Origin of the sequence: Kitasatospora sp. GAS204B, from assembly GCF_029892155.1 — a bacterium.
GTDB lineage: Bacteria > Actinomycetota > Actinomycetes > Streptomycetales > Streptomycetaceae > Kitasatospora.
This window is the reverse complement of the sequence record NZ_JARZAG010000010.1, coordinates 171,599-194,774: the sequence shown is the minus strand read 5'-3', so window position 1 is coordinate 194,774 and position 23,176 is coordinate 171,599. Positions and strand designations below refer to the sequence as shown.

General features: G+C 69.7%; 14 protein-coding genes. 8 read left to right on the top strand and 6 right to left on the bottom strand.

The features are described 5' to 3' along the window. Nucleotides 1–71 precede the first annotated feature (71 nt). The 4 genes from P3T41_RS16380 to P3T41_RS16365 are packed head-to-tail and all read right to left on the bottom strand — an operon-like array spanning nt 72 to nt 13,651. A complete protein-coding gene (locus P3T41_RS16380) occupies nt 72–4,406 on the bottom strand; it encodes a condensation domain-containing protein (protein WP_280690585.1) in 4,335 nt (1,444 codons plus the stop codon). Then, entirely contained in the window at nt 4,403–9,283 is a 4,881-nt protein-coding gene (locus P3T41_RS16375; protein ID WP_280690584.1) for a non-ribosomal peptide synthetase, read from the bottom strand. The genes P3T41_RS16380 and P3T41_RS16375 overlap by 4 nt, the downstream gene beginning before the upstream one ends. Before the next feature lie 48 nt (nt 9,284–9,331). Beyond that, nucleotides 9,332–12,835 (bottom strand): amino acid adenylation domain-containing protein, encoded by a 3,504-nt coding sequence (locus P3T41_RS16370; RefSeq protein WP_280690583.1) that lies wholly within the window; start codon nt 12,833–12,835, stop codon nt 9,332–9,334. An 18-nt stretch (nt 12,836–12,853) separates the two neighbouring features. Further along, nucleotides 12,854–13,651, bottom strand: a complete 798-nt coding sequence (locus P3T41_RS16365) for a 4'-phosphopantetheinyl transferase superfamily protein (protein WP_280690582.1) — start codon at nt 13,649–13,651, stop codon at nt 12,854–12,856. 226 nt (nt 13,652–13,877) lie between these two features. Here P3T41_RS16365 and P3T41_RS16360 point away from each other — a divergent pair, with 226 nt between their 5' ends. The 6 genes from P3T41_RS16360 to P3T41_RS16335 are packed head-to-tail and all read left to right on the top strand — an operon-like array spanning nt 13,878 to nt 19,703. Next, nucleotides 13,878–15,023, top strand: coding sequence for an acyl-CoA dehydrogenase family protein (locus tag P3T41_RS16360; protein WP_280690581.1), 1,146 nt, complete (start codon nt 13,878–13,880; stop codon nt 15,021–15,023). Nucleotides 15,024–15,042: 19 nt separating this feature from the next. Continuing rightward, nucleotides 15,043–16,224, top strand: coding sequence for a hypothetical protein (locus tag P3T41_RS16355; protein ID WP_280690580.1), 1,182 nt, complete (start codon nt 15,043–15,045; stop codon nt 16,222–16,224). Between the two features lie 29 nt (nt 16,225–16,253). Then, a complete protein-coding gene (locus tag P3T41_RS16350) occupies nt 16,254–17,144 on the top strand; it encodes a 3-hydroxyacyl-CoA dehydrogenase NAD-binding domain-containing protein (RefSeq protein ID WP_280690579.1) in 891 nt (296 codons plus the stop codon). Beyond that, the gene (locus P3T41_RS16345; protein WP_280690578.1) at nt 17,137–17,406 is read left to right on the top strand and encodes a phosphopantetheine-binding protein; all 270 of its coding nucleotides are present in this window, start codon (nt 17,137–17,139) and stop codon (nt 17,404–17,406) included. Before P3T41_RS16350 ends, P3T41_RS16345 begins: the two co-directional genes overlap by 8 nt. Then, complete coding sequence (locus P3T41_RS16340; RefSeq protein WP_280690577.1) at nt 17,403–18,581, top strand: acyl-CoA dehydrogenase family protein; 1,179 nt, start codon at nt 17,403–17,405, stop codon at nt 18,579–18,581. The genes P3T41_RS16345 and P3T41_RS16340 overlap by 4 nt, the downstream gene beginning before the upstream one ends. Nucleotides 18,582–18,629: 48 nt before the next feature. Then, nucleotides 18,630–19,703 carry an HAD-IIIC family phosphatase gene (locus P3T41_RS16335; RefSeq protein ID WP_280690576.1) on the top strand — a complete coding sequence of 358 codons (1,074 nt, stop codon included), beginning with the start codon at nt 18,630–18,632 and terminating at the stop codon, nt 19,701–19,703. Nucleotides 19,704–19,809: 106 nt separating this feature from the next. Here P3T41_RS16335 and P3T41_RS16330 read toward each other — a convergent pair whose 3' ends face one another. Then, nucleotides 19,810–21,033: an aminotransferase class I/II-fold pyridoxal phosphate-dependent enzyme gene (locus tag P3T41_RS16330; protein WP_280690575.1), complete on the bottom strand. Its 1,224-nt coding sequence runs from the start codon at nt 21,031–21,033 to the stop codon at nt 19,810–19,812. Between the two features lie 30 nt (nt 21,034–21,063). Further along, nucleotides 21,064–21,267, bottom strand: coding sequence for an MbtH family NRPS accessory protein (locus P3T41_RS16325; protein WP_280690574.1), 204 nt, complete (start codon nt 21,265–21,267; stop codon nt 21,064–21,066). A 194-nt stretch (nt 21,268–21,461) separates the two neighbouring features. On the opposite strand from P3T41_RS16325, the gene P3T41_RS16320 reads away from it, so the two are divergent. Next, complete coding sequence (locus P3T41_RS16320; protein ID WP_280690573.1) at nt 21,462–22,871, top strand: acyltransferase domain-containing protein; 1,410 nt, start codon at nt 21,462–21,464, stop codon at nt 22,869–22,871. Next, nucleotides 22,871–23,143 carry a phosphopantetheine-binding protein gene (locus P3T41_RS16315; RefSeq protein WP_280690572.1) on the top strand — a complete coding sequence of 91 codons (273 nt, stop codon included), beginning with the start codon at nt 22,871–22,873 and terminating at the stop codon, nt 23,141–23,143. Before P3T41_RS16320 ends, P3T41_RS16315 begins: the two co-directional genes overlap by 1 nt. The last annotated feature ends 33 nt before the right edge of the window (nt 23,144–23,176 follow it).

Genomic DNA, 23,176 nt, shown 5'->3' with positions numbered 1-23,176 from the left:
TCGTGTCCTGCGTGCCGGTGCTCGGAGCACCACCACGCAGGACACGATCCGCCGTTTCCGGAGGTACTGGCTCACCTGCTACGGAGCAGGTGAGCCAGCTGTTCGTCCGGCCGGCCGACGAGCAACCGCAGCGTCTCGACGAGTCCTGCTGCCAGTCCGGCCGCGGTCTCGGCGCTGAAGAGGTCACGGCTGTACTCCAGGAAACCCCGATAGCCGGACCCGTCGGGGAAGAGGGTCAGCAGCAGGTCGAGTTTGGCTGTTCCGGTCTCTATCGCCTCCACCGTGATGTCCAGGCCGGGGACGTCAGGGTCCCGGTGGGGGGCCGACTCCAGTACCAGCATCGCTTGGAACAGAGGGTTCCGGCCCGCCTGCCGCGGCAGTTCGAGGTGGCTGACCAGCTGGTCGACCGAGACGCCCGAGTGGTCGAACGCGTCCAGGCAGACGGCCTTGACGTGCTCGACCAGCTGCCGGAACGTCAGCTCCGGTGACACGTCCATGCGCAGGGCGATGGTGCTGGCGAACAGCCCGATGACCGATTCCAGTTCCGTGCTGGCGCGGTTGCCGGCGTAGGCGCCGATGCACAGGTCCTGCTCGCCGCTCAGTGCGTGCAACTGCACGGCGAACGCGGCGAGCAGCACCATGAAGGGCGTCGCCGTGACACTGCGGGCCAGGTTCGTGGTCCGCAGCCCGGTCTCCGCGCAGATGTGGACGGGTTGCCACGCGCCGGCGTGCGCCGGCGAGGCGGGCCGGCTGCCCTGGCCGGGGAGTTGCAGGGGCGGTGGAGCAGTACGGAAGACGCCCTTCCAATGCTCGATCAGGCGCTGGAACTCCGGCTCCGCCTCCCTCTTGCGCTCCTCGACGGCGAAGTTCGCGAATGCCAGGGGGAGCGGAGCGGACGGGGCCGGCTGTCCGGCGGCCATCGCGGTGTACAGGCCGAAGAGATCCGTGAGGAGCAGCGCGGACGCCCAGTAGTCGGCGGCTATGTGGTGCAGCACCAGGACCACATCGTGCCGAACCTCGGAACGGCGTATGACGACTGCTGCGAAGGGTGCGTTCGCGGTCAGGTCCCGGACCCGCGAGAGGCAGGTCCGTTCGGCGGCCGACTGGATCTCCCGGACCTCGGAGTCCGGCAGCAGGCGGGCGTCGACCACCTCGACGGCGCTCTCGGCGGCTGGGCGGATGTGTTGGACGGGTCGGCGTGCGACCAGGGGAAAGGTGGTGCGCAGGATCGCGTGCCGCTGGACCAGCTCGCGCAGGGCGGCCTCGAAGGCGTCGAGGTCCAGCGGCCCTTGCAGGGTGATGCGGTTCCCCAGCGCGTAGAAGTTGCTCGTGGGAGCGACCCGCTGGAGGAACCAGAGGTTCTGCTGAGAGCTGGTCAGCGGGAAGTACGCCTCCTGGACGACCTCCGCGGCGGTCGGTGCCGACTCGGTCGCCTTCGCGGGGGAGGCGTTGCTCCGGGGCCTGAGCCGGTCGATGTGGTCGGCCAGGGCACCGAGTTCCGGGTGGTCGAAGATCGTGCGCATCGGCAGGGAGAGGTCGAAGAGCTCCCTGACCCGGGCGAACAGCTGGGTGGCGAGTAGCGAGTGGCCGCCCAGCGCGAAGAAGTCGTCGGCAGGGCCTACCTCGCTCACGCCGGTCAGTTCTGCCCAGACGGCCGCCAGGGCGGTCCTGGTGGTCGAGGGCGGGTCGCCGGCCGCGGCGGGCCCGGGGCCGGCGGTGCGCGGTTCGGCGCCGGCCACAGGTCGGGCCGGGTCCTGCGCGGCCGCCCGCGGTGACGCGCTTGGCGGGTCCACCCAGTGCCGTCGCCGTTCGAACGGATAGGTGGGCAGCGGGATCCTCTGGCGCGAGCTGGTCCTTCGCCCCGCGAGCCAGTCGACGGACACTCCCAGCGTCCACAACCGGGCGACCGATCCGGCCAGCTCTGCGTCTCCCTGTCCCGTGTGCCGGTTCAGCGTCGCCACGAAGACCGAGTCCTCGGCATGGTGGCGTACCAGCGGACCGAGCACCGGATGGGCGCCGACGTCCAGGAAGACGCGGTGGCCCTGGGCGAGGAGCGTGCGGACCCCGTCGGAGAAGAGCACCGGCTCGCGCAGGTGCCGGACCCAGTACTCGGGGGAGGTGGCCTGAGCGGGAGTCAGGACCTCGCCGGTCACGTTGGACACCACGGGCACCGTGGGCGGGCGGAGCGCGACGTTCTGCAGAACCACCCGCAGGGGGTCGAGCGCCTCGTCCATGGCGGCGGTGTGGAAGGCGTGCGACACCCGCAGACGGCGGGCGGTGGTTCCCGATGCGGCCAGGAGCGCGGCCAGTTCGTCGATCGCTTCGCCCGGCCCGGCCACGGTGCAGAGCGCAGGCCCGTTGACCGCGGCGACTGCCAGGGACGCGGGCAGCATTCCGGCCACCTCGGCCGGCGGCAGCGGCACCGTCAGCATCGCGCCGCGCCGCAGGCCGGAGACGATGCGGCCGCGCGCCTCGACGATGCCGAGCGCGTCCGGGAGCGAGAGGATTCCGGCCTGCTGGGCCGCTACGTACTCGCCGACACTGTGGCCGAGCAGGGCCCCGGGCCGCAGTCCGTAGGCCCGGAGGGCTTCGGCCATGGCGTACCCCATGGAGAACAGGACCGGTTGAGCCAGCCGGGTGTCCAGCAGCTCCTCCTCCCCGGCGGGGGCCGCGCCGTGGAGCAGCTCGCGGATGTCCACCCCGAGGGGGGCGCGGAGGATGTCGGCGCAGTCGTCGAGGGCGGCTCGGAAGGCCGCGTTCTCCCGGTACAGCTCGGCGCCCATCCCGGGGAACTGCGAGCCCTGCCCGGAGAACAGCCATGCGGCGTGCAGCTCGGAACCGCGCGGCGACCGGAGGCTGACACCGGCGGCTGCGTCCCGCAGGGCCGATGGCACCTGCGCGGTGCCCCGCACGCTGACGGCCCGCCGGTGGTCGAGCTCGGGGCGGCCGACCTGAGTAGTCCACGCGACATCGGCGAGCGGCAGCTCGGGGTGGCTCTCCAACCGGCCGGCCAGCTGCTCCGTCGCCTGTTCGAGTGCGTCGGCGGTACGGGCGGACACCAGCACGAACTCCCGTGAGCCGTCGGCTGCGATGAGCGGTGGCGTGGGCGGTTGCTCCAGCACCACGTGCGCATTGGTGCCGCCGATGCCCATCGAGTTGACACAGGCCCGGCGGACGCCGTCGAGCGGCCAGCTCCGCAGCCGGGTGTTGACGAAGAACGGGCCCTCGGCGAACGGGATGTGCGGGTTCGGCCGGTCGAAGTTCAGGCTCGGCGGAATGACGCCGTCCCGGACGCAGAGCGCGGCCTTGATCAGGCCGACCACGCCGGCGGCGGCGTCCAGGTGACCGATGTTGGACTTCACCGAGCCGATCGCGCACCACTGGGCCGCCGGTCCTGGCCCGAACGCCTGGGTCAGCGCGGCGACTTCGATCGGATCGCCGAGGGGAGTGCCGGTTCCGTGGGCCTCGACGTACCCGATCGAGCCGGAGTCGATCTCGGCGACATCGAGTGCCGCGCGGATCGCGGCGCTCTGGCCGTTCACGCTGGGGGCGGAGAACCCGACCTTGGCCGCCCCGTCATTGGTGACCGCGGAGCCGCGCAGCACGGCGACCACGGTGTCGCCCGCGGCGATCGCGTCGTCCAGCGGCTTCAGGAGGACCATGCCCACCCCGTTGCCGGTGATGGTGCCCTGCCCGTCCGCGTCGAACGGGCGGCACAGGCCGTCCGGCGAGCCGATGCCCGACTCGTGTGCGAGGTGGCCGACGCGCTGCGGAACCCGGACGGTCACGCCACCCGCGAGCGCCATGTCGCACTCGCCGGCGATCAGGGCCTGGGCGGCGAGGTGGACCGCCACGAGCGAGCTGGAGCAGGCACTCTGCACGGCCATCGCCGGCCCGGTCAGATCGAGCTTGTAGGCGGTACGGGTGGCGAGGTAGTCCTTCTCGCCGCCCAGGAGCAGGGTGAACGGGCTGAAGGTGCGGTGCAGCGCCTCGTTCGGCCAGACGTTGTTGAGGAGATAGGTGTTGGCGCTGGCGGAACCGAACACGCCGATCCGGCCCGGGTAGCGTCGGGAGTCGTAGCCGGCGTTCTGCAGTGCCGCTGCCGCCGTCTGGAGGAAGAGTCGCTGCTGGGGATCGATGATGGCGGCTTCCGCGGGACTGTAGCCGAAGTATTCGGCGTCGAAGCTGTCCTCGTCGTCGATCACCGCCGCTTTGCGCACGTAGTCGGGTCGGGTCAGTAGCTCCGCCGCCACTCCGGAGGCCAGCAACTCGTCGTCGCTCAGGTCGCGGATGCCGCTCACCCCGGCGCAGAGGTTGCGCCAGAAGGTGTCGACGTCGGGAGCGCCGGGGAACCGGCCGGCCATGCCGACGATCGCCAGTTCCAGGCCTTTGCCGCTCTCGGTCATGCGTGCGGTCCTTCCGGACGACGCCGACGTGCGGTCAGCGCACGTCGGAGCGAAGCCCGGTCGGGCTCTGCTGACTGGTCTCCGCGGGCCTCACCGGTGAGCTTGGCGGCCAGCGAGCTGATGGTGGGGAACTCGAAGAGGTCGACCGGGGAGAGCCCTCGGGCTGCCGGCAGCAGTCGGCCGAGCTTGCCCCGGACGCGGAGCAGGAGCAGTGAGTCGCCTCCCGCGTCGAAGAAGTTGGTGTTCGGGGCGATGTCCGAGCGGCCGAGGACCTCGGCCCAGACGCCGGCGATGGACGACTCGGTCGCGTTGGCGAACGCGGGCCGCGCCGTGCGCGGCGGCGCCGGGGTGGGCAGGGCCCGGCGGTCCAGCTTGCCGTTGCTGTTCAACGGCATCGCTTCCAGCACGGTGTAGCGCGAAGGCAGCATCGCGGAGGGGAGGAGGTCGGCCAGGGCCGCGCGCAGGCTCGGCACGGAGAGGTCGGTGGATCCGTCGCCGGTGAGGTAGGCGAACAGCTGCGGGTGTCCGGCGACCGCTTCGCGGACATCGACCACGGCTTCGCTCACGCCGGGTTGGGCCCGCAGGGCGGCTTCGATCTCGCCCAGTTCGATCCGCTGCCCGCGGATCTTGACCTGGTGGTCGAGGCGGCCGAGGTAGTCCAGGTTGCCGTCGGGGCGCCAGCGGGCCCGGTCCCCGGTGCGGTACATCCGGGCTCCGGGGGCCGGAGCGTACGGGTCGGGCAGGAAGCGTTCGGCCGACAGCGAGGGGCGGTCGTAGTATCCCCGTCCGACCTGGATTCCGGCGAGGTACAGCTCGCCTGCCGCTCCCACCGGCAGCGGGTCGAGGTTCTCGTCCAGGACGTAGGTGCGGGTGTTGGCGATCGGGCTGCCGATCGGCACGCTGCTGCCGGTCTCGTCGGGTGCGCAGTGCCAGGCGGTGACGTCGACGGCCGCCTCGGTCGGACCGTAGAGGTTGCTCAGCAGCACGTCGGGCAGCTTCCGGTGGCACTCGTCGCGCAGGTCGGCCGGGAGGGCCTCTCCGCTGCAGATGATCCGCCGAAGGCTCGGGAGGTCTCCGGGCGCGACCGCGGCGAGGAAGTAGCGGAGCATGGACGGCACGAAGTGCACGGTCGTGATCCGCTCGGTCCGGATGGCCTCGACCAGGTAGAGCGGGTCCCGATGCCCCCCGGGTTCGGCCAGCACCAGCTCGGCGCCACTGATCAGCGGGAGGAAGAACTCCCATACCGCCACGTCGAAGCTCATCGGTGTCTTCTGCAGGATGGCGTCGTCCGCCCCGACACCGAACTCGTCCCGCATCCACAGCAGTCGGTTGACCACGCCGTCGTGCTGGTTCATGGCGCCCTTGGGGGTGCCGGTGGAGCCGCTGGTGTAGATGGTGTAGGCGAGGTCCTGGGGGTGGGTGGTGGTGGGTGTGGGGGTGTGGGGGTGGTGGGTGTCGATGGGGATGAGGGTGCCGGTGAAGTGGTCGGTGATGTGGGGGTGGTTGTGGTGGGTGAGGATGGTGGTGATGTGGGAGGTCTGGATCATGTGGTGGAGGCGGTTGGCGGGGTATTCGGGGTCGAGGGGGGTGTAGGCGGCTCCGGTGATGAGGGTGGCGAGGAGGGCGGTGACGAGTTGGGGGGTGCGGGGGGCGAGGATGCCGATGGTGGTGCCGGGGCGGGCGCCGTGGTGTTGGAGGGTGGCGGCGAGGTGGTGGGCGTCGTCGAGGAGTTGTCGGTAGGTGAGGGTGGTGGTGGGGGTGCGGACGGCGGTGGCGTCGGGGGTGCGGTGGGCTTGGGTGATGACGAGGTCGTGGACGGTGGTGGTGGGGGTCGGGGTGGTGGTGTCGTTCCAGTGGTGCAGTAGTCGGTCGCGTTCGGCGGCGGACAGCAGCGGCACCTCGTGCAGCTCCGCCGCTGCGGAGCCCGCCGGAAGGATGGCGGAGACGGTACGTGCGATCCGGTCCGCCAGACCCTGGACGGGGAGGTCGCCGGCGTGCGCGCGAAGGACCAGGTCCACCGTGTCGCCGTGGTCCTCGACGATCAGGTGGACCTCGTTACGCGGGTAGGCCTCGTGCACCCTCAGCGACACCGGGCCGCCCGGCCCGTCCAGCTCGCGGGTCGGATAGTGGTTGTAGAAGAAGCGGGTCTGCTCGTTGAACAGCCGGCGCTGGCGCAGCACCGAGACGAAGGCCCGCGGCCCGAGAGCTCGGTGCCGGTCGTGCAGGGTCTGCGGCAACTGCCCTGCGAACCCGTCCTGGTGCCGCTGGGACCAGGGGATGACCGTCGGCACCACGTGGTAACGGGCCCCGCTCGCGCGGCGGACCGCGGTGCGGCCGGCCTGGAGCCGATGGACCACGAAGTCCCCGGTGGGAGCGAAGCAGCGTCCCAGCATCAGGCCGAAGGCGGCGAGCAGAATGCTGGAGGGGCCGATGCCGCGGCGCTCGCACTCGCGCCGCAGCCGCAGCAGCGGTTCGCCGCCGATGCTGACGCGCTCCTCCCGGAGGGCCGCCTCGTCAAGCCGGTCGAGCGGTGCTCCGAAGGGCGGCGGAACGCTCAGCGCGTCCGTCCGGTCGGCGATCTGGCGCCAGTACTCGATCGTGTCCGGCGTGTCGAAGGCGGGCTCGGTCTCCGGGCGCTCGGCGGGTTGCGGCGAGTCCTCGGGAGCGGCATCGACCGGGAGCGGTGAAGTGAGGCGGGCGTACGCGTGGAAGAGGTCGGCGAACACCTCCTGGGCACCGGCCACGTCCAACACCAGGTGGTGCGCGCCCAGGACCGCGTGCCACTGCCCGTCAACGTGCAGCACGGCATGGCGGACGAGCGGATCGCGCTCCAGCCGGTACGGCTTGCGCGCCTCGGAGATCGCGTCCTTGAGCGAGCCGGGCCGCGCGCCGGGGGCCGGAACGGCGACCTCGACGGGCGCATGCTGCGGTTGCAGGGCGCAGAAGTAGGGCTCGTCGTCCAGGGCCGCGAACCTCGTCCGCAGGGCGGGGTGTTCGGCGACCACGCCGGCAACGGCGGACTGCCAGGCCGTCAGGTCCAACGACGGTCCCAGCTCCGCCGTGAAGGCGAGGCAGTACCGGTCGGCGTCGGGCTCGCGGCAGTAGTCGAGGTAGAGGTCGCGCTGGGTCGCGTTGGCCGCCACCACCGAGGCCACCGCTGCTGCGTCCAGATCCAGTGCGCCGGCGAGGAGTTCGAGCGTGCCCGGCGCGGGATCCGGTGGGGGGCACGGCGCGGTGGGATCCGAGGCGCAGGCATCGAGACCCTGGACGTACAGGTCCATCATGCGCTGGGCCGAGGCGTCGTCGATCACGCCGCGGTCATAGTGGAGCTGGACAGCGATGGCCGAGCTCGCGATGTCCTCCACCACGTAGGTGCTGAGCGGGAAGTTGCCCTCCTCGTAGAACATCAGCGGCTCGACGGTGACATCGGTCTGCGCCGTCAGTGCGTCGAGGTCCCGGAACCGCACGTAGTTGAACGTGGCCTCGGTCGGCTCCTCAGCCGGCTTCAGCTCGCGCCGCAGCACCGCGTACGGGACGTGCCGGTGGGCCAGGACCGCTGCTTCGGCCTCCAGCGCCCGCTGTGCCAGCTGCTGCCAGCTCGCCGCGGAGACCGAGGTCCGGCAGGGCAGGGTGTTGAGGAAGAGGCCCAACTGGTCGATGCTGCCGACCGCCTGCGGGCGCACGTTGACGATGAGCCCGCAGGTGACGTCCGTCCGCCCGGTCACCTGGCCCACCATCCACTGATGGATCCCCAGCGTGAGGTGCTTGATCCCGAGCCGGAGGTCGTGGGCCACCGCCCTGAGCCGTTCGGCCACCTGGGGATCGAGGAGCTGTTCCAGCCGGCCGATCCCGTCTCGACCGTGCTGCTGCGCGCTGCGGGGCAGCCGGAGCGGCGTGAAGTCGTGCAGGTAGCCGCGCCACCAGTCGAGCTGCTCCTGGGAACGCGCTGCCTGCTGCTCCAGAACCGCTGCCTGCCGCTGGGCGGGTATGGCGGACGAGGCGTGCGGCAGCCGCTCGCCTGTCGCGAGCGCGTGGTGGGCAGTGAGCAGGAGCCTGACGAAACGCGCCAGGCTGTGCCCGTCCAGAATCGCGTGGTGGAACGAGACCCCCAGCACGAATCCGGCCGGTCCTTCGTCGAAGAGGGCCAGACGCAGCAGCGGGGGGCAGGCGATGTCGAACGGACGGGCGTGTTCCTCGCGCACCCATCGGTCGTAGCGGTCCTGCAGCTCGGCTCCGCTCAGCCCCCGGTGGTCGTGTGCGGTCGACTCGGCCTCGGCCGCGAGGTGGACGAGCTGGAGCGGCTCGCTGTACGAGTCCATGTCGAAACTTGAGCGGAGGGTCGGGTGCGCGGCGACGGTGTGGACCACGGCGGACCGCATCGCGGCCGGGTCGAGGCGCTCCCCGACCCGGTACAGGGCCACGTCGTGGTAAGCCGTGCTGCCGGCGTACATCGAGGAGTGCAGGATCATGCCCTGCTGCAGCGCGGATGCCGGGAACGCGTCCTCCAGCCCCTCCGCGGTCAGGGCGCGGTCCTCGTCGGAGAGCTGGAACGCGGTCACCGCCGTCGAGGTGTCCGCTGCGGCGGACCGGGCCGGCTCCTCGGCTGCGGCGAGGTCGGCCAGGACCCCGCGCAGGCTCTGACACCGGTACAGCATCTCCAGTGTCATGGGGATGCCCTGCTCCTCGGCGGCGGCCGAGGCTTCGATGCTCAGCAGGGAGTCGCCGCCCTGTGTGAAGAAGGACTCGTCCGGGCGCACGTCCTGCGACGCGATTCCCAGCGTCTGCGCGAACACCTCCGTGAGTCGTTCGGCCAGCGTCGGGTCTGCTGCTGCCCCGCTGCTCGCAGGGCCCGTTGCGTCACTGCTCGTGCGCTCCATCGTTCCTCCGTTGTTCGGTGCCTGCCGCTCCGGCGGTCGGCAGGCGGATCAGTTGTCGCGGGTTCGGGAGCTCCGCTGGCTGCGGAGCCGGTCCTGGCGCCGGGCCGCAGGCGGGGGTGACTGCCGCGCGGCGTTGTCGTTCGCTGTGGCGGCGAGGTACTCCGTCAGGGCGGCGATCGTGTGGTACCGGAAGAGGTCGACGATCGCGACCCGGCCCTGGAAGCTCGCCTGCAGCAGCCCGTGCAGCTGGGTGGCACGCAGGGAGTTGCCACCGATCTCGAAGAAGCTGTCCTCCCGGTCGATGGCGTCGTGCCCGAGCACCGCCGCCCAGGCGGCATGCACCTGGTGCTCGATGCCCGCACCTCCCGGGCCGGCCACGGGCGGCTGCGGTACGACCGCGGTGACGGCCGGGAGCCGGTTCCGGTCGATCTTGCCGCTCGGGGTCAGCGGCAGTTCCGTCATCGGCTCGAAGACGTCCGGGATCAGGTAGTCGGGCAGCGAGTTGCGCAGGAACGCCCGCAGTTCGCGTACCGGCCCGGTGTCACCGACGACATACGCGATCAGCCGCTGGTCCGCGCCGGGTGCGCTCCGCTCGGTGACGACGACCGACTGGAGGACCCCCGGGTGGGCGGCGAGTGCCTTCTCCACCTCGGCCGGCTCGATCCGGAAGCCGCGGATCTTGAGCTGGTGGTCGAGGCGGCCGAGGTACTCCAGGTTGCCGTCGGGGCGCCAGCGGGCCTGGTCCCCGGTGCGGTACATCCGGGCTCCGGGGGACGGAGCGTACGGGTCGGGGACGAACCGGTCTGCCGTCAGGGCGGGTTGTCCGGTGTACCCCCTGGCCAGGCAGGCGCCGGCCAGGTACAGCTCGCCGGGTATCCCGGCGGGCAGCGGCCGCAGCCGCTCGTCGAGGACGTATGCCCTGGTGTTGGCGATGGGCCTGCCGATCGGCACCGACGCCGGCCAGTCGGCGGCCGGCGCCTGCAGCTCGTACGCCGTCATGCAGTGCGTCTCGGTCGGTCCGTACTGGTTGACCACGACGCAGTCGGTCCGATCGGCGAACATCTCGCGCACGCTGTCGGTGATCACCAGCTGCTCGCCCGCGCTGATGATCTCGCGGACACCGGGCAGCGTTCCGTGCGGCTGGTTCGCGTAGGCGGCCTGCTGGTACAGGGCTGCGGGCGACAGGACGAAGCAGCCCACGTTCTGCTCGGCCATGTAGGCAGCCCGCTCGACTGGATCGCGGCGCACCTGCTCCTGCGCGAAGACCAGGGTCCGACCGGAGACCAACGTGTAGAAGATGTCGAGGAACGACATGTCGAAGCTGAACGCGGGGAACTGCAGGGTGGCGTCGTCCGGCTTGAGGTCGGAGCGCCCGAGCTGCCACAGCAGCAGGTTGACCAGGGGCTGGTGCGGCATGTCGATGCCCTTGGGGGTGCCGGTGGAGCCGCTGGTGTAGATGGTGTAGGCGAGGTCCTGGGGGTGGGTGGTGGTGGGTGTGGGGGTGTGGGGGTGGTGGGTGTCGATGGGGATGAGGGTGCCGGTGAAGTGGTCGGTGATGTGGGGGTGGTTGTGGTGGGTGAGGATGGTGGTGATGTGGGAGGTCTGGATCATGTGGTGGAGGCGGTTGGCGGGGTATTCGGGGTCGAGGGGGGTGTAGGCGGCTCCGGTGATGAGGGTGGCGAGGAGGGCGGTGACGAGTTGGGGGGTGCGGGGGGCGAGGATGCCGATGGTGGTGCCGGGGCGGGCGCCGTGGTGTTGGAGGGTGGCGGCGAGGTGGTGGGCGTCGTCGAGGAGTTGTCGGTAGGTGAGGGTGGTGGTGGGGGTGCGGACGGCGGTGGCGTCGGGGGTGCGGTGGGCTTGGGTGATGACGAGGTCGTGGACGGTGGTGGTGGGGGTCGGGGTGGTGGTGTCGTTCCAGTGGTGCAGTAGTCGGTCGCGTTCGGCGGCGGACAGCAGCGGCACCTCGTGCAGCCGGGTCTGCGGATCGGCGACCACGGCGGTCAGAGCGGCGACCAGGCTGTCGGCGAAGTTTTGGACGGTCCGCTCGTCGAACAGGTCCGTGGAGTACTCGAATGCTCCGGCGATGCCGTTCGCGGTCGGTCGGAGGAAGAGCGACAGGTCCAGCTTGGTGGAGTCGGTGCGGATGCTGGAGAGCGTGGCCTGCAGACCTTCGAACTCGGGCTGCGGCGCCTCCTCCTCCCAGGAAGCGAGTACCTGGACGATGGGGGCACGGCTGAGGTCCCGCTGCGGCCGGAGCTGCTCCACCAGGGTCTCGAACGGGACGTCCTGGTGTTCGTACGCCGAGATGCAGGTCTCCCGGACCCGCCCCAGAAGCTCCGCGAAGGACGGATCGCCGGACAGGTCGCAGCGCAGTGGGAGGGTGTTGATGAAGAAGCCGATCAGGTCCTGGAACTCGGAGGCACCCCGGCTCATGGCAGGCACCCCGATCACCACGTCCTCCGTGCCGCTGTACGCACCGAGGACACCGGAGAAGGCCGCCAGCAGCAGCATGAACGGTGTGCTGCGCTGCGCGCGGGCGAGCCGGAGGACGGCGGCGGACAGGTCCGCCGGCAGCGCGAAGCGCAACACCGCGCCTCGGAACGACTGGTGGGCCGGCCGCGGCCGGTCGGTCGGCAGCGCGAGGATGTCGCAGGTGCCGTCCAGCCGTTCGCGCCAGAACTCGATCTGACGGTCGGTCTGCGCCGATCCTCTGCGTGAGCGCTGCCACTCGACGTAGTCCCCGTACTGGGCCGGCAGCGGCTGCATCGGAGCGTGCCCGCCCAGGGCCCTGCGGTAGGCATGGCTGAGATCGCGGAAGAGGATGCTCTGTGAGGCTCCGTCATAGGCGATGTGGTGCACCACCAGCACCAGGAGGTGGTCATCCGGCGACAGGCGCAGCAGCCCGGCCCGCAGCATCGGACCGGTGGTGAGGTCGAACGGGCGCAGGGCCTCGTCCCGGGTCAGTTGACCGAGCCGGGCTTCCCGCTCGTCCGGCGGAAGGCTGCTGAGGTCGATCACCGGCAGCCCGACCTGTGCGTGCCGTACCTCGGCGACGGGACGGCCCTGCTCGGAGACCACCGCTGTCCGGAGCACTTCGTGCCGCTGGAGTACCTCGTCCAAGGCGGCGGACAGCGCTTCGACATCCAACTCGCCGGCCAGTCGGAGCGTCAACGGCACGTGGTAGAAGGCGCTTTCGGGCATGAGACGGTGCAGGAACCACAACCGCTCCTGCCCGGAGGAGAGGCCGCGCGGGTGGCCTGTGGTGTGGCCCGGCGGTGCGGCCGCCGGCTCCGTGGCGAGCGCATCCGTCGAACCGGTGGTTCGCCGGGCATCCGTCACCGCGGTCGCCATGCCGCGCGGGGTCGGGCCGTCCAGCAGCCGGCCGAGCGGTACCGACACTCCGAGCCGCTCCCGAATGAGCAACTGGATTCCCGCTGCCGCGAGAGAACTGCCGCCGATGTCGAAGAAGTCGTCGTCCGCGGAGAGTTCGTCCGGCGTCGTTGCCAGGATATCGGCCCAGATCTCCAGCACAGTGGGCGTGGGATCGTTCATGTCCACGTTGAACCAACCTCAGTAGGCCACCGTTGCTGCCCGGTGGGGAAACGAGCGGGTCAGGCCTGGCGCCGCGGTGAGGAGGGTGCGCGCGTCCCAGGTCTGAACTCGGTCCACCGGACCGAGCAGGCACAGGGCGGCGGCGTACCCGGGCGCCGGCCGCAGGTCGAGCAGTTCGGCATCGGCGGCGATGGCGGGCCGCCACGTATGGGCGAGCAATCGAGGCCGATGGTCCGGGTGCCCTACCTCGATCAGCCGCAGGGAGCGGCGCAGGCCTTCGCCGGTCGCCTTGACCGCGGCTTCCTTCCGCGCCCAGTACCGGAAGAACGCGGGGGCCCGGGCGGAGTCCGGCAGCGAAGCCAGGACCGACTGCTCGTCGTCGCTGCAGGAGAACCGCGCGGCGGCACTGGCGTCAAAACCCGGTTGGATCTCCTCCACGTCCACGCCGACGTCCGCCGAGCGGGCGAAGGCAGCGACCACCAGTCGGCCGGAATGCGAGATGTTGAAGAATATCTGGCTTCCCGGGAGCCGGAGCCGGGGTTTTCCGTGCGGGCCGCCGCAGTAAGCGCAGATGCGGCTGAACCGTAGTTCGGCCGGTGGGCATCCGGTGAGGCCGGAGAGAACCGTACGAACCAGGACACGACCGACCGTGAACCGGTCTCGGTCGAACGGTTTCGGTAGCGAGGAACGCTTTCTCTGTTCGTCAGAGGATAGCAGTTCCACGTTCATCGACGTTGCCTGGTCCGAGTCCGCCCACCACACGTGGCAGGTGCGGTCGGTCAGTTCGGGTATTTTCTCCGGTGACCTGTTGCTCACGAGGGTCAACTGAACCAGGAGGAAGGTCCCGGAGCAAGGGAGGCAGGCTATTGGCGGGCCCGGCTGTGGCTCGTCGATGGTCGCGCGATGGCGTCTCGATGGCATTCCTCGGGAATGCTGTCCCCGTCAGTTGTTCCTGACCTGCCGGCCACCCGTGCCACCACGGTCGGAACTTCGGCTGAAGTCGGGTCCGACGGCTCGCAGCAGGGACCGGAGGAAGGATTCTATGTTCGGCCCGGAAGATCACGCACTGCGCAATAAGGTTCTGGAATTCGCTCGGGCGCTGTCGGCCGAATCCGATGAAAAGGCTCGCGATGGTTTCGACCGGGTCGGCTGGAAGCGTCTGGCAGAATTCGGCGTGCACGGCTGGATCGCCCCTGTGGAATACGGCGGAGCCGGACTGGACCCGCTGTCCGCGATCCTCGCGTTCGAGGCGCTGGGCCAGGGCTGCACGGACAACGGGCTGGTGTTCGCCGTCAACAACCACGTCTGGGCCTGCATGGTCTATCTGATGGAGCACGGCACACCGGCCCAGAAGGGGCGCTGGCTGCCCGGACTGGTCGACGGATCCCTGATCGGCGCCCACGCGCTGACCGAGGCCGAGGCCGGCTCGGACATGCTCAGCATCACCACCAGTGCTCGACGCGACGGCGACGACTGGGTGATCGACGGCGCGAAGTGCTTCATCAGCAACGGACCCTGCGCCGACCTGTTCATCGTGTTCGCCCGCACGGGCAGCACGGCTGGTGGGCAGTCGGCACTGTCGGCGTTCGTGGTGCCGAGCACGACCCCCGGACTACGGGTCGTCCGCCGGATCGAGAAGGCCGGGCTGGAGGGTTGCCTGATGGGGGAGCTCTCCTTCCAGGAGTGCCGGGTTCCGGCCGACGCCCTGCTGGGCGCCGAAGGCGCGGGGTACCAGATCTTCACGGCCACGATGGACTGGGAGCGCGGCTTCATGTGCGCCAGTCAGGTGGGCGTACTGGCCCGTCTGCTGGAAGGCAGCGTGGCGCGTTCGGCCGCGCGCAGGCAGTTCGGCCGGCCCATCGGGCACCACCAGGCCGTGTCGCACCGCATCGCCGACATGGGCGTCCGCCTGGAGTTGGCCCGGCTGCTGCTCTACAAGGTCGGCGAACTCAAGCGCGAGGGACGCCTGGCCATGCTGGAGAGCTCCATGCTCAAGCTCTTCGTCAGCGAGTCACTGGTCCAGTCCGCGCTGGATACCGCACAACTGCACGGCGCGCTCGGCTACACGAAGGACCTCGGAATCGAGCACGAGGTGCGTGACGCCTTTGGTACCACGGTCTACGGCGGCACGTCAGAGATCCAACGCGACATCATCGCCAGGCTGTTGGGCGTGCCGGGCCGGCCCTGACCCAACTCGGAAGGACGTCATGCCCCGTCGAACCATCGAACTCAAGGCACCGGTGCCCGCAGAACTGGCGCCGGAGCTCTCCTCGAAGATCTTCTTCGTCTCCGAGGCCATCACCGATTTCCGTCTGCTGTTCGACGGGGAAGCGGTGGCCGCCGTCGAGCTGGAGTTCTCGGCGGGCTCCTCCGCCGAGTCGCTCGCCGAGCAGCTCCACCACGTGGTGGAAGCCGACATCCTCAGTCAGCGCAGCCCGGCGGCCAAGGTCCTCTGGGAGCACCCGGCAAGCGCTCCGGTGCAGGAGGACGTGTACCGCGAGTTGCTCGGGCGCCGGATCGTGGCCGAGGTGGGGGAGGGCCAGATCTCGCTCGGCAGCCCGCTGCTGGAACTGATGGACATGCTTGACGAGCGGTTCGCCGCGATCGTTCGGGAGCTCGGCGGGCGACAGCGTCGCTACCCCACGCTGATCGGCACCCAGACGCTTCACCGGTGCGGGTACTTCTCCTCGTTCCCGCAGTTCGTCATGTTCGTCACCAGGCTGCACACGGACAGCAACGAGTACCGGAAGTTCGCGGAGTACGCGGCCGGCCGGGAAAGCATCGGGGACGGGCTGGCCGAGCACTTCGGGAACGCTGACTACTGCCTCCCGCCGACCATGTGCTACCACACCTTCCACGAAATGGAGGGGACTCGCCTGGAGGGCGCCGGAACGGTGGTCTCCAGCCGCGGTAAGTCGTTTCGCCATGAGTCGCGTTACCACCGCACGCTTGAGCGGTTGTGGGACTTCAGCATCAGGGAGATCGTTTTTCTCGGCGACCGGGAGTTCGTCCGCTCGAAGCGGGGGGAGCTCATGAACGCGACGATGCGGTTGGTGGAGTCTCTCGATCTCCCCGCACGGCTCGTGGTGGCCAATGACCCCTTCTTCGGTGGGCCGCGGACCGGTGAGCAGATCTGGTCGCAGCGGATGCTGGAGATGAAGTACGAGCTGCGACTCGATATCGAGGGCGGTCGCGATCTGGCGGCCGGCTCGTTCAACCTGCACGAGACCTTCTTCGGTGACACGTTCGACATCACCGTCGAGAGCGGTGAGAACGCGTACACGGGTTGCGTCGGGTTCGGGTTGGAGCGGTTCGCCTACGCGTTCGTGTGCCGCCACGGCATCGACCCCGATAAATGGCCGGCGGAAATCTACAAGTCGGCCTCGTGAAGTCGGAAATGACATTTGACTGGAGGAACATGGACATCAGGAACATCGGTGTGGTCGGCGCGGGGACGATGGGGATCGGCGTGTCGCACGCGTTCGCCGAGGCCGGGTTCACGGTGGCGCTCGTCGACATCGACGAGCGGGCGCTGGAACGGGCCAAGACCGAGATCGAGCGAAACGTCCGGTTCTACCCCCTGCTGCGCAAGGAGGCGCCGGCCCGGCCGGCTTCTGACGTGCTGCAGAACATCTCCTTCAGCACCGGTCTGGCCGCGCTCGGGAACGCCCAGTTCGTGGTGGAGAACGCCACCGAGAACTGGGGCGTCAAGCAGGGGATCTTCCCCGGCCTGGACGAGGTCTGCCCCGAGGAGTGCGTGCTCGCCGTGAACACCTCGGCCATCCCGATCACCAAGGTCGCCGCGCTGACCGGCCGTCCGGACCGCGTCATCGGGACGCACTTCATGAACCCGGCGCCGCTGAAGCCGCTCGTCGAGGTCATCCGTGGCTACCACACGAGTGCGGACACCGTGCGACTCACCCAGGACATCCTGGCGGGCATCGGGAAGGAGAGCATCGTTGTCGAGGATTCGCCCGGCTTCGTGACGAACCGCGTCCTGATGCTCACCATCAACGAGGCGATCTTCCTGCTGCACGAGGGTGTCTCATCCGTCCGGGACATCGACCGACTGTTCAAGAAGTGCTTCGGCCACACCATGGGGCCGCTGGAGACGGCCGATCTCATCGGCCTCGACACGATCCTGTACTCGCTTGAGGTGCTGTTGGAGAACTTCGACGACCCCAAGTACCGTCCGTGCGTCCTGCTCAAGCAGCTGGTGGACGCCGGGCTGCACGGGCGCAAGAACGGCAAGGGCTTCTACACCTACGACGAGCGCGGACAGATCCGCGAGGAGGCCGACCGTGGCTGACGACATCATCGCGATCCGTTCCTTCGTGGCAGCCGGCGTCGGTGGCGCCGAGGTCGCAGACGACCAGGACATCTTCGCCGGCGGCTACGTGAACTCGCTGTTCGCGGTCCAGCTGGTGATGTGGTTGGAGCGGCAGTTCGGAATCTTCGCGCAGGGCACCGACCTGGATCTGGGCAACTTCCTTTCGGTCGAGCGGATCTGCGCCTTCGTCGCGGCCAAGCGGGCGGCGGCCGACACCGCGGCCGTGTCCTCCCTCCGGTGAGCTCGCCGACCACGCCAACCCCGGCCACCTCGGCGGCCGGGGTTGGCGGCCGCGCGCTGCAGGGACTGCGGGAGGTGCTGCGAACCGTCGACATCCAGGCGGCCGAGGCAGCGGGACGGTTGCCCGAGGGCCTCCTGGGGGAACTCGGCGAGCGGGGGTTGCTGCTGCCCTGCCGCTCGCGCGATGTGGGCGGCCTGGCGCTGAACCAGTACGAGTTGGGCGCGCTCTGCGAGGAGTTGGGCGGTCAGTGGGTCTCGCTGCTGAGCGTGCTCACCGCGCACATGATGGCGGCCGAGGCGATCGGCCGTTGGGGCAACCACGAGCTGGCGGCCACTGTCCTGGCCGAGGCCGCCGGCGGCCGGCGGCAGTTGGCGTTCGCCTTGAGCGAGCCGGAGGCCGGCAGCGACGCGGAGGGGGTGCGTAGCCACGCCGAGCCGGCAGCTGAGGGCTACCGGATCACCGGCGTCAAGACCTGGCTCAGCGGAGGCCAGGACGCGGACCTGTTCCTGGTTCTGGCCCAGTCGCCGGGCGGGCCGATCGCCCTCCTGGTGGACCGGGCCGATCCCGGGGTCGAAGTCACCCCGATCGAGCCGCTGTTGGGATTCCGGGCGGCCGGGCTCGCCCAGCTGGCCATGAACGAGGTCGTGGTGCCCGCACGGCGGGTCGTGGGCCGCCCCGCCAGCGGGCTGCGGCACGTGGCGGCCACGGCGCTGGACCACGGGCGGTTCTGCCTGGCCTGGGGCGGAGTCGGCCTGGCCCAGGCATCGTTGCGCAACTGCGCCGACCGCACAGCGCAACGCCATCAGTTCGGGTCGCCGCTCCTGGACCACCAGCTGGTGCGCGCCATGCTCAGCGACATGCTGGTGGAGACCGCGGCGGCCCGTCTGCTCTGCGCGGAGGCCGCCAGGCTGCGGGAGGAGGGTGCGCCGGAGGCGTTGGTCTACACCTCGATGGCGAAGTACCGATCGGCCCGTACGGCGGCCCGGGCGACGCGCGATGCGCTCCAACTGCACGGAGCCTTCGGCACGTCCGCGGGCCATCCGGTGGAGCGGGCGTTCCGTGACGCGAAGCTGCTGGAGCTGGTGGAGGGGACGGAGCAGATCCACCAGGCCACCATCGCGGGGCACATCCAGCGACTGGCCTACCCGCGCGTTGACGGCGCGTCGGTCCTGTAGCGGCGCGAGTCCGTGCCTCTTCGAAAGAGAATGGGAGTGGGAGACAGCATGTCGGCCCTTGGTCTGGAAACGACAGCACGAAGCCAGGATGCGCCTGCGGTCAAGGTCATCGTCTGGGACCTCGACCAGACGCTGTGGCACGGGGTACTGCTGGAGGACTCGGATGTCCAGGTGGATCCGGTGGTAGCCCAATCGATCAAAGAGCTCGACCGGCGCGGCATCCTGCACTCGGTGGCCAGCCGCAACGACGAGCAGCTTGCGTGGGGCCGGCTGCGGGAGTTCGGTCTGGCCGAGTACTTCCTGCACCCCCGGATCGGCTGGGGGGCCAAGTCGGAGTCGGTCGCGGCCATCGCCGCTGACCTCCAACTCGCGCCGGAAACCATCGTCTTCGTCGATGACGACCCGGTGGAGCGGGCTGAGGTGGCATTCCGGTTTCCCGAGGTCCGGTGCTTCCACCCCGACGCCGCCGCCTCGTTTCTCGACCACCCGGCCTTCGCCGGAGCCCGGACCGGCGAGGCGGCCCAGCGACGCCGGCTCTACCAGGACGAGATCGCCAGGACTCAGGCGGAGGAGTGCCACGACGGCCCGCCGACCGAGTTCCTGGCCACGCTGGGTCTCACGTTGCACGTGCAGCAGGCGGGGGTCGGCGATCTGGAGCGCCTGCAGGAGCTCACGTTGCGGACCAACCAGCTGAACTCCACGGGTCACACCTACGACCTGGACGAGTTGGCGGCGTGCATCCGGTCCGATCGCCATGAGCTTCTGGTCGCCGAGGTGGCCGACCGGTTCGGCAGCTACGGCAAGGTCGGGTTGGCCCTGATCGAGCGCGACGGTGACAGTTGGGTCGTCAAGCTCCTGCTCACGTCCTGTCGGGTGCTCAACCGCGGGGTCGGGTCGATGCTGCTGGCCTTCCTGGTGAACCGCTCCGTGGCCGCCGGGGCCACGCTCCGCGCGGAGTTCGTCGACACCGGCCGGAACCGGCCGATGTACGTGGCGTTCCGGCTGGCCGGCTTCCGGGCCAAGGCCGGCGCTACCGGGGAGCGTGCCGTGCTCCTGGAGCGGGAGGATCACACCGCCGGGATCCCGATGCCCGGCCACGTGCAGTTGGAGGACCTGACCTGATCCGGCGGGAACGCAGGAGGGGGTGTACCGCCGCAAGCGGTACACCCCCTCCTGCGTTCCGGGTGCTCCACCCGTGACCAGCAGCGGCAGCGGCCCTGAGCAGGTGTCAGCTCGTGAGAACGCCGCGACGGGCGGTTCGCATGGCGCGGGCCAACCCGTGGAGCGTCTTTTCGAGGATCGGGCGAGAGGTGCCGAAGTTGATCCGGATGAAACCTGGGCTTCCGTATTCCCTTCCGTCACTCACGGCAACGTTGCCGTGCTGGAGGAAGAACTCGCCGAGGTCATCCGTGCCGAGACGGCCGGCGAGATTCCGGCAGTCGATCCAGCCCAGGTACGTGCCCTCTGGAGGCACCCATGAGACGTCGGCCCCCAGGAGTTCGGGGATCCTGGTCAGCAGGAGCCTCCGATTGGCGTCCAGATGGCGGAGGACATCATGCAGCCAGGGTCCGCCGGCAGTGAATGCGGCGAGGTTCGCGGAGACGCCGAGAATTCCGACTCCGTCGCGGTCCCGCGGCCGCATCCGGGACAGCCGTTCCATGTCCTCCGGTGAGTTGGGTACGGCGAAGGCACATTTCAGTCCGGCGATGTTCCAGCCTTTGCTGGCGGAGATCGCCGTGACGAGCGGGACGTCGGATGCCTCCGGAAGCACCGCGAGAGGAAGGTGCGTATGCCCGGGGAAGACCAGCGGGGCGTGGACCTCGTCCGAGAGGACCGCGACCCGGTGGGCGCGGGCGAGTCGGAGGATCCGGCCGAGTTCGTCGGCGGTGAATACCCGTCCGGTCGGGTTGTGCGGATTGCAGAGGATGTAGCCGGTGGCGCCGGCCCGGAATTTCTTCTCCAGGCCGTCGAAATCAATCGTCCAACGGCCGTCGCGGATGACCATCGGATTTCCCACCAGCGTGCGGCGGGCGGCGGGAACGGCCTCCAGGAACGGCGGATACGCGGGGATGTCGACGACGATCGCGTCGCCGGGGTCGGTGAACTGCTCGATGCCCGTCTCGACGATCCTCATCACATCCGGGAACAGCAGCACCTGGTCGGAGCGGATGGCCCACTGGAACTGCTCTGCTGCCCAGCTGGTGAAGGCCCGGTGGACCGGGGCGTCCTCGGTGTAGGAGAACGCGTAGCCGAGATCGCCCCCGCCCTCCAGGTGCGACCGTATCGCCTGGATCAGTGGAGCTGCTATGGGCAGGTCCATTTCGGCGATGAAGGAGGGGATGATCTCGGCTGAGTGGCGCATCCATTTCTCGCTGAGTCGATTGCGGAGAACGGAGAGATCAACGGCCTCGAACTGTTCGGCCGAGGCCGGTTGTACCGGTGTTACGCTCACGCGGAAAGCTCCTCTGGGCGGGTCCGCCCGTCAGGTGGCGGCGTGAAACTCTCGGACACTGCGCGGCCGCATGTCCGTCCACGCGCTCTCGATGAAGTCCAGGCACTCCGCCCGGGTGCCCTGGTGGCCGGCTTCCGACCAGCCAGCCGGAGCGGCGCGCCCGGCAAACCAGATGGAATACTGCCCCTCATCGTTCAGAACTACCGTGTAGGTCCGGATATCGTCGTCTTCCATTGTTCGCCAACTCCTCGCCGGTTGATGGTGGTCACTTGAACCGTAGCATTGGGTGTACCGGTCCGAAAGGGCCCGGAGGCGAGGGGGAAACGGGTCGTGATGGGACGATGGCGGCGTGATATCCGGGCGATGACCGGGGGTGCGCACAATGAGCCGGTGACATAATCGAGAGAAGGGACTTCAAGGTGGTGCCCTTGCCCGCTGCAGAGCAGTTCGTGCCGATATCCGGCCGGCCGTTCTTTCTCCTGCCGCTATGGGGCGACAGCGCCGGCGAACTGGAGCAGCGGACGGCCGAGGCCACAGCCTGGGGCGGCGACACCGACCTTGGGGTCGCTGCCACGAGGCTGTGGGACCAGGTGCCCGCGGACGCCCCGCACCGCCGGGTGGTGCTCGCATCCTCGGTCCGGCACGCGCAGGAGTCGTTGGCGACCATGGACACCAGATGGGTCCGGACCATGGATCCCGACCGGGTCTCGCCTCAGGTCGCCTTCTGCTTCTCGGGGTTGGGGGAGTCGCCAGTGGTCCTGGGCGACTCGCTCTACCGGACCAATGCGGAGTTCAGGCAGACCCTGGACCGACTGGACCGGCTGTCCGTCGCACACCATGGCCGTTCGCTGGTGCTCGGTCCGCTGCGGAGTTCGGCGCCGGCGGGTCGAGCCGACGACCGGTCGGTGGGCCTGACCGCTTCTCGCGCACTGCTCGGGGCGGCCCGGCGCACCGGCCCGCCGGTGGTCGAACCGCCGACTCCGGCCCTGCCGACCGAAGAGGACCAGCCCATGCGTTGGGCGGTCGGCTACGCCCTGGCGCGCACGTGGTTGGCGGCGGGGGTGGCCCCGGACTTACTGGTGGGTCACAGTCTGGGCGAATACGTCGCCGCCTGTGTCGCCGGTGTGTTCACCGAGGAGGACGCGCTGAGGCTGGTCATCCGAAGGGCAGAGCTCCTCGGCGGGTTGCCCGCCGGGGGCATGCTGGCGGTCGGCCTGCCTGCGCGCGAGGTCTCGCTCAGGCTGCCGGACGGAGCGGTCGTCTCCGCGATGAACGCGCCCTCGGTGACGGCTGTCTCCGGCAGCCACGCTTCACTGCGCACGCTGGCCGAGGACCTGGCCCGGGACGGCGTCTCGCACCGTTTCCTGCCTGTCGACCGCCCGTTCCACTCGCCGCTGCTCGATCCGGTGAGCGCCCCGCTCGCTGCGGAAGTGGCCCGAGTACAGCGGAAGCGGCCGCAGTTGCGATGGATCTCGACGGTGACCGGCCGCCTGATGCGGCCACAGGACGCCGTCGACCCGCAGTACTGGGCCCGCCACACGACCGCGCCCGTCAACTACCTTGCAGCGCTCCGACTTGCGCTACGCGGCCGACCTCCGGCCTTCCTGGAGGTGGGCCTGGGAGAGGCGCTGACGACCTTCGCCGCGCACACGCAGCTGGAGTCCGCTGCGACCAGGACGCCGGTGCTCGCCTCGGTGCAGCGGTCGCCGTACTGGCAGAACGACACGACGAGCTGGCTGCACACCCTCGGCTGGCTCTGGACGTCCGGCCTGCAGGTGAACTGGCGAGCGCTGTCTCCCATGACAACCAGTCCCCATCCCGTGGAAAGCGACGGCTAATGCCTGGAACAGCAGACGAGACGACCGTGGTCGAGACCGAGGTGCTGGACTTCCTGCACGCGTACTTCCGGAGTACGGACATCGCGGCGGCGGATGACATCTTCGCGCTCGGCCTCGTCAACTCACTCTTCGCGATGGAGCTGGTCCTCTTCGTCGAGAAGAAGTTCGGCATCCGGGTCGAGGACGAGGACCTTGAGCTGGACAACTTCCGGTCGGCCGCCGCCATGGCGGACCTGGTGACCCGGAAACGGAACGCAGCGGCCGGCAGCTGAGCCGACGCCCCCCAACCAGCAGCAGCATCGACG

Excerpts from the sequence above, each read along its gene's own strand:
- P3T41_RS16380 (WP_280690585.1), bottom strand. The coding sequence starts at position 4,406 with ATGACCGAGAGCGGCAAAGGCCTGGAACTGGCGATCGTCGGCATGGCC.
- P3T41_RS16375 (WP_280690584.1), bottom strand. The coding sequence starts at position 9,283 with ATGGAGCGCACGAGCAGTGACGCAACGGGCCCTGCGAGCAGCGGGGCA.
- P3T41_RS16370 (WP_280690583.1), bottom strand. The coding sequence starts at position 12,835 with ATGAACGATCCCACGCCCACTGTGCTGGAGATCTGGGCCGATATCCTG.
- P3T41_RS16360 (WP_280690581.1), top strand. The coding sequence starts at position 13,878 with ATGTTCGGCCCGGAAGATCACGCACTGCGCAATAAGGTTCTGGAATTC.
- P3T41_RS16355 (WP_280690580.1), top strand. The coding sequence starts at position 15,043 with ATGCCCCGTCGAACCATCGAACTCAAGGCACCGGTGCCCGCAGAACTG.
- P3T41_RS16350 (WP_280690579.1), top strand. The coding sequence starts at position 16,254 with ATGGACATCAGGAACATCGGTGTGGTCGGCGCGGGGACGATGGGGATC.
- P3T41_RS16335 (WP_280690576.1), top strand. The coding sequence starts at position 18,630 with ATGTCGGCCCTTGGTCTGGAAACGACAGCACGAAGCCAGGATGCGCCT.
- P3T41_RS16325 (WP_280690574.1), bottom strand. The coding sequence starts at position 21,267 with ATGGAAGACGACGATATCCGGACCTACACGGTAGTTCTGAACGATGAG.
- P3T41_RS16315 (WP_280690572.1), top strand. The coding sequence starts at position 22,871 with ATGCCTGGAACAGCAGACGAGACGACCGTGGTCGAGACCGAGGTGCTG.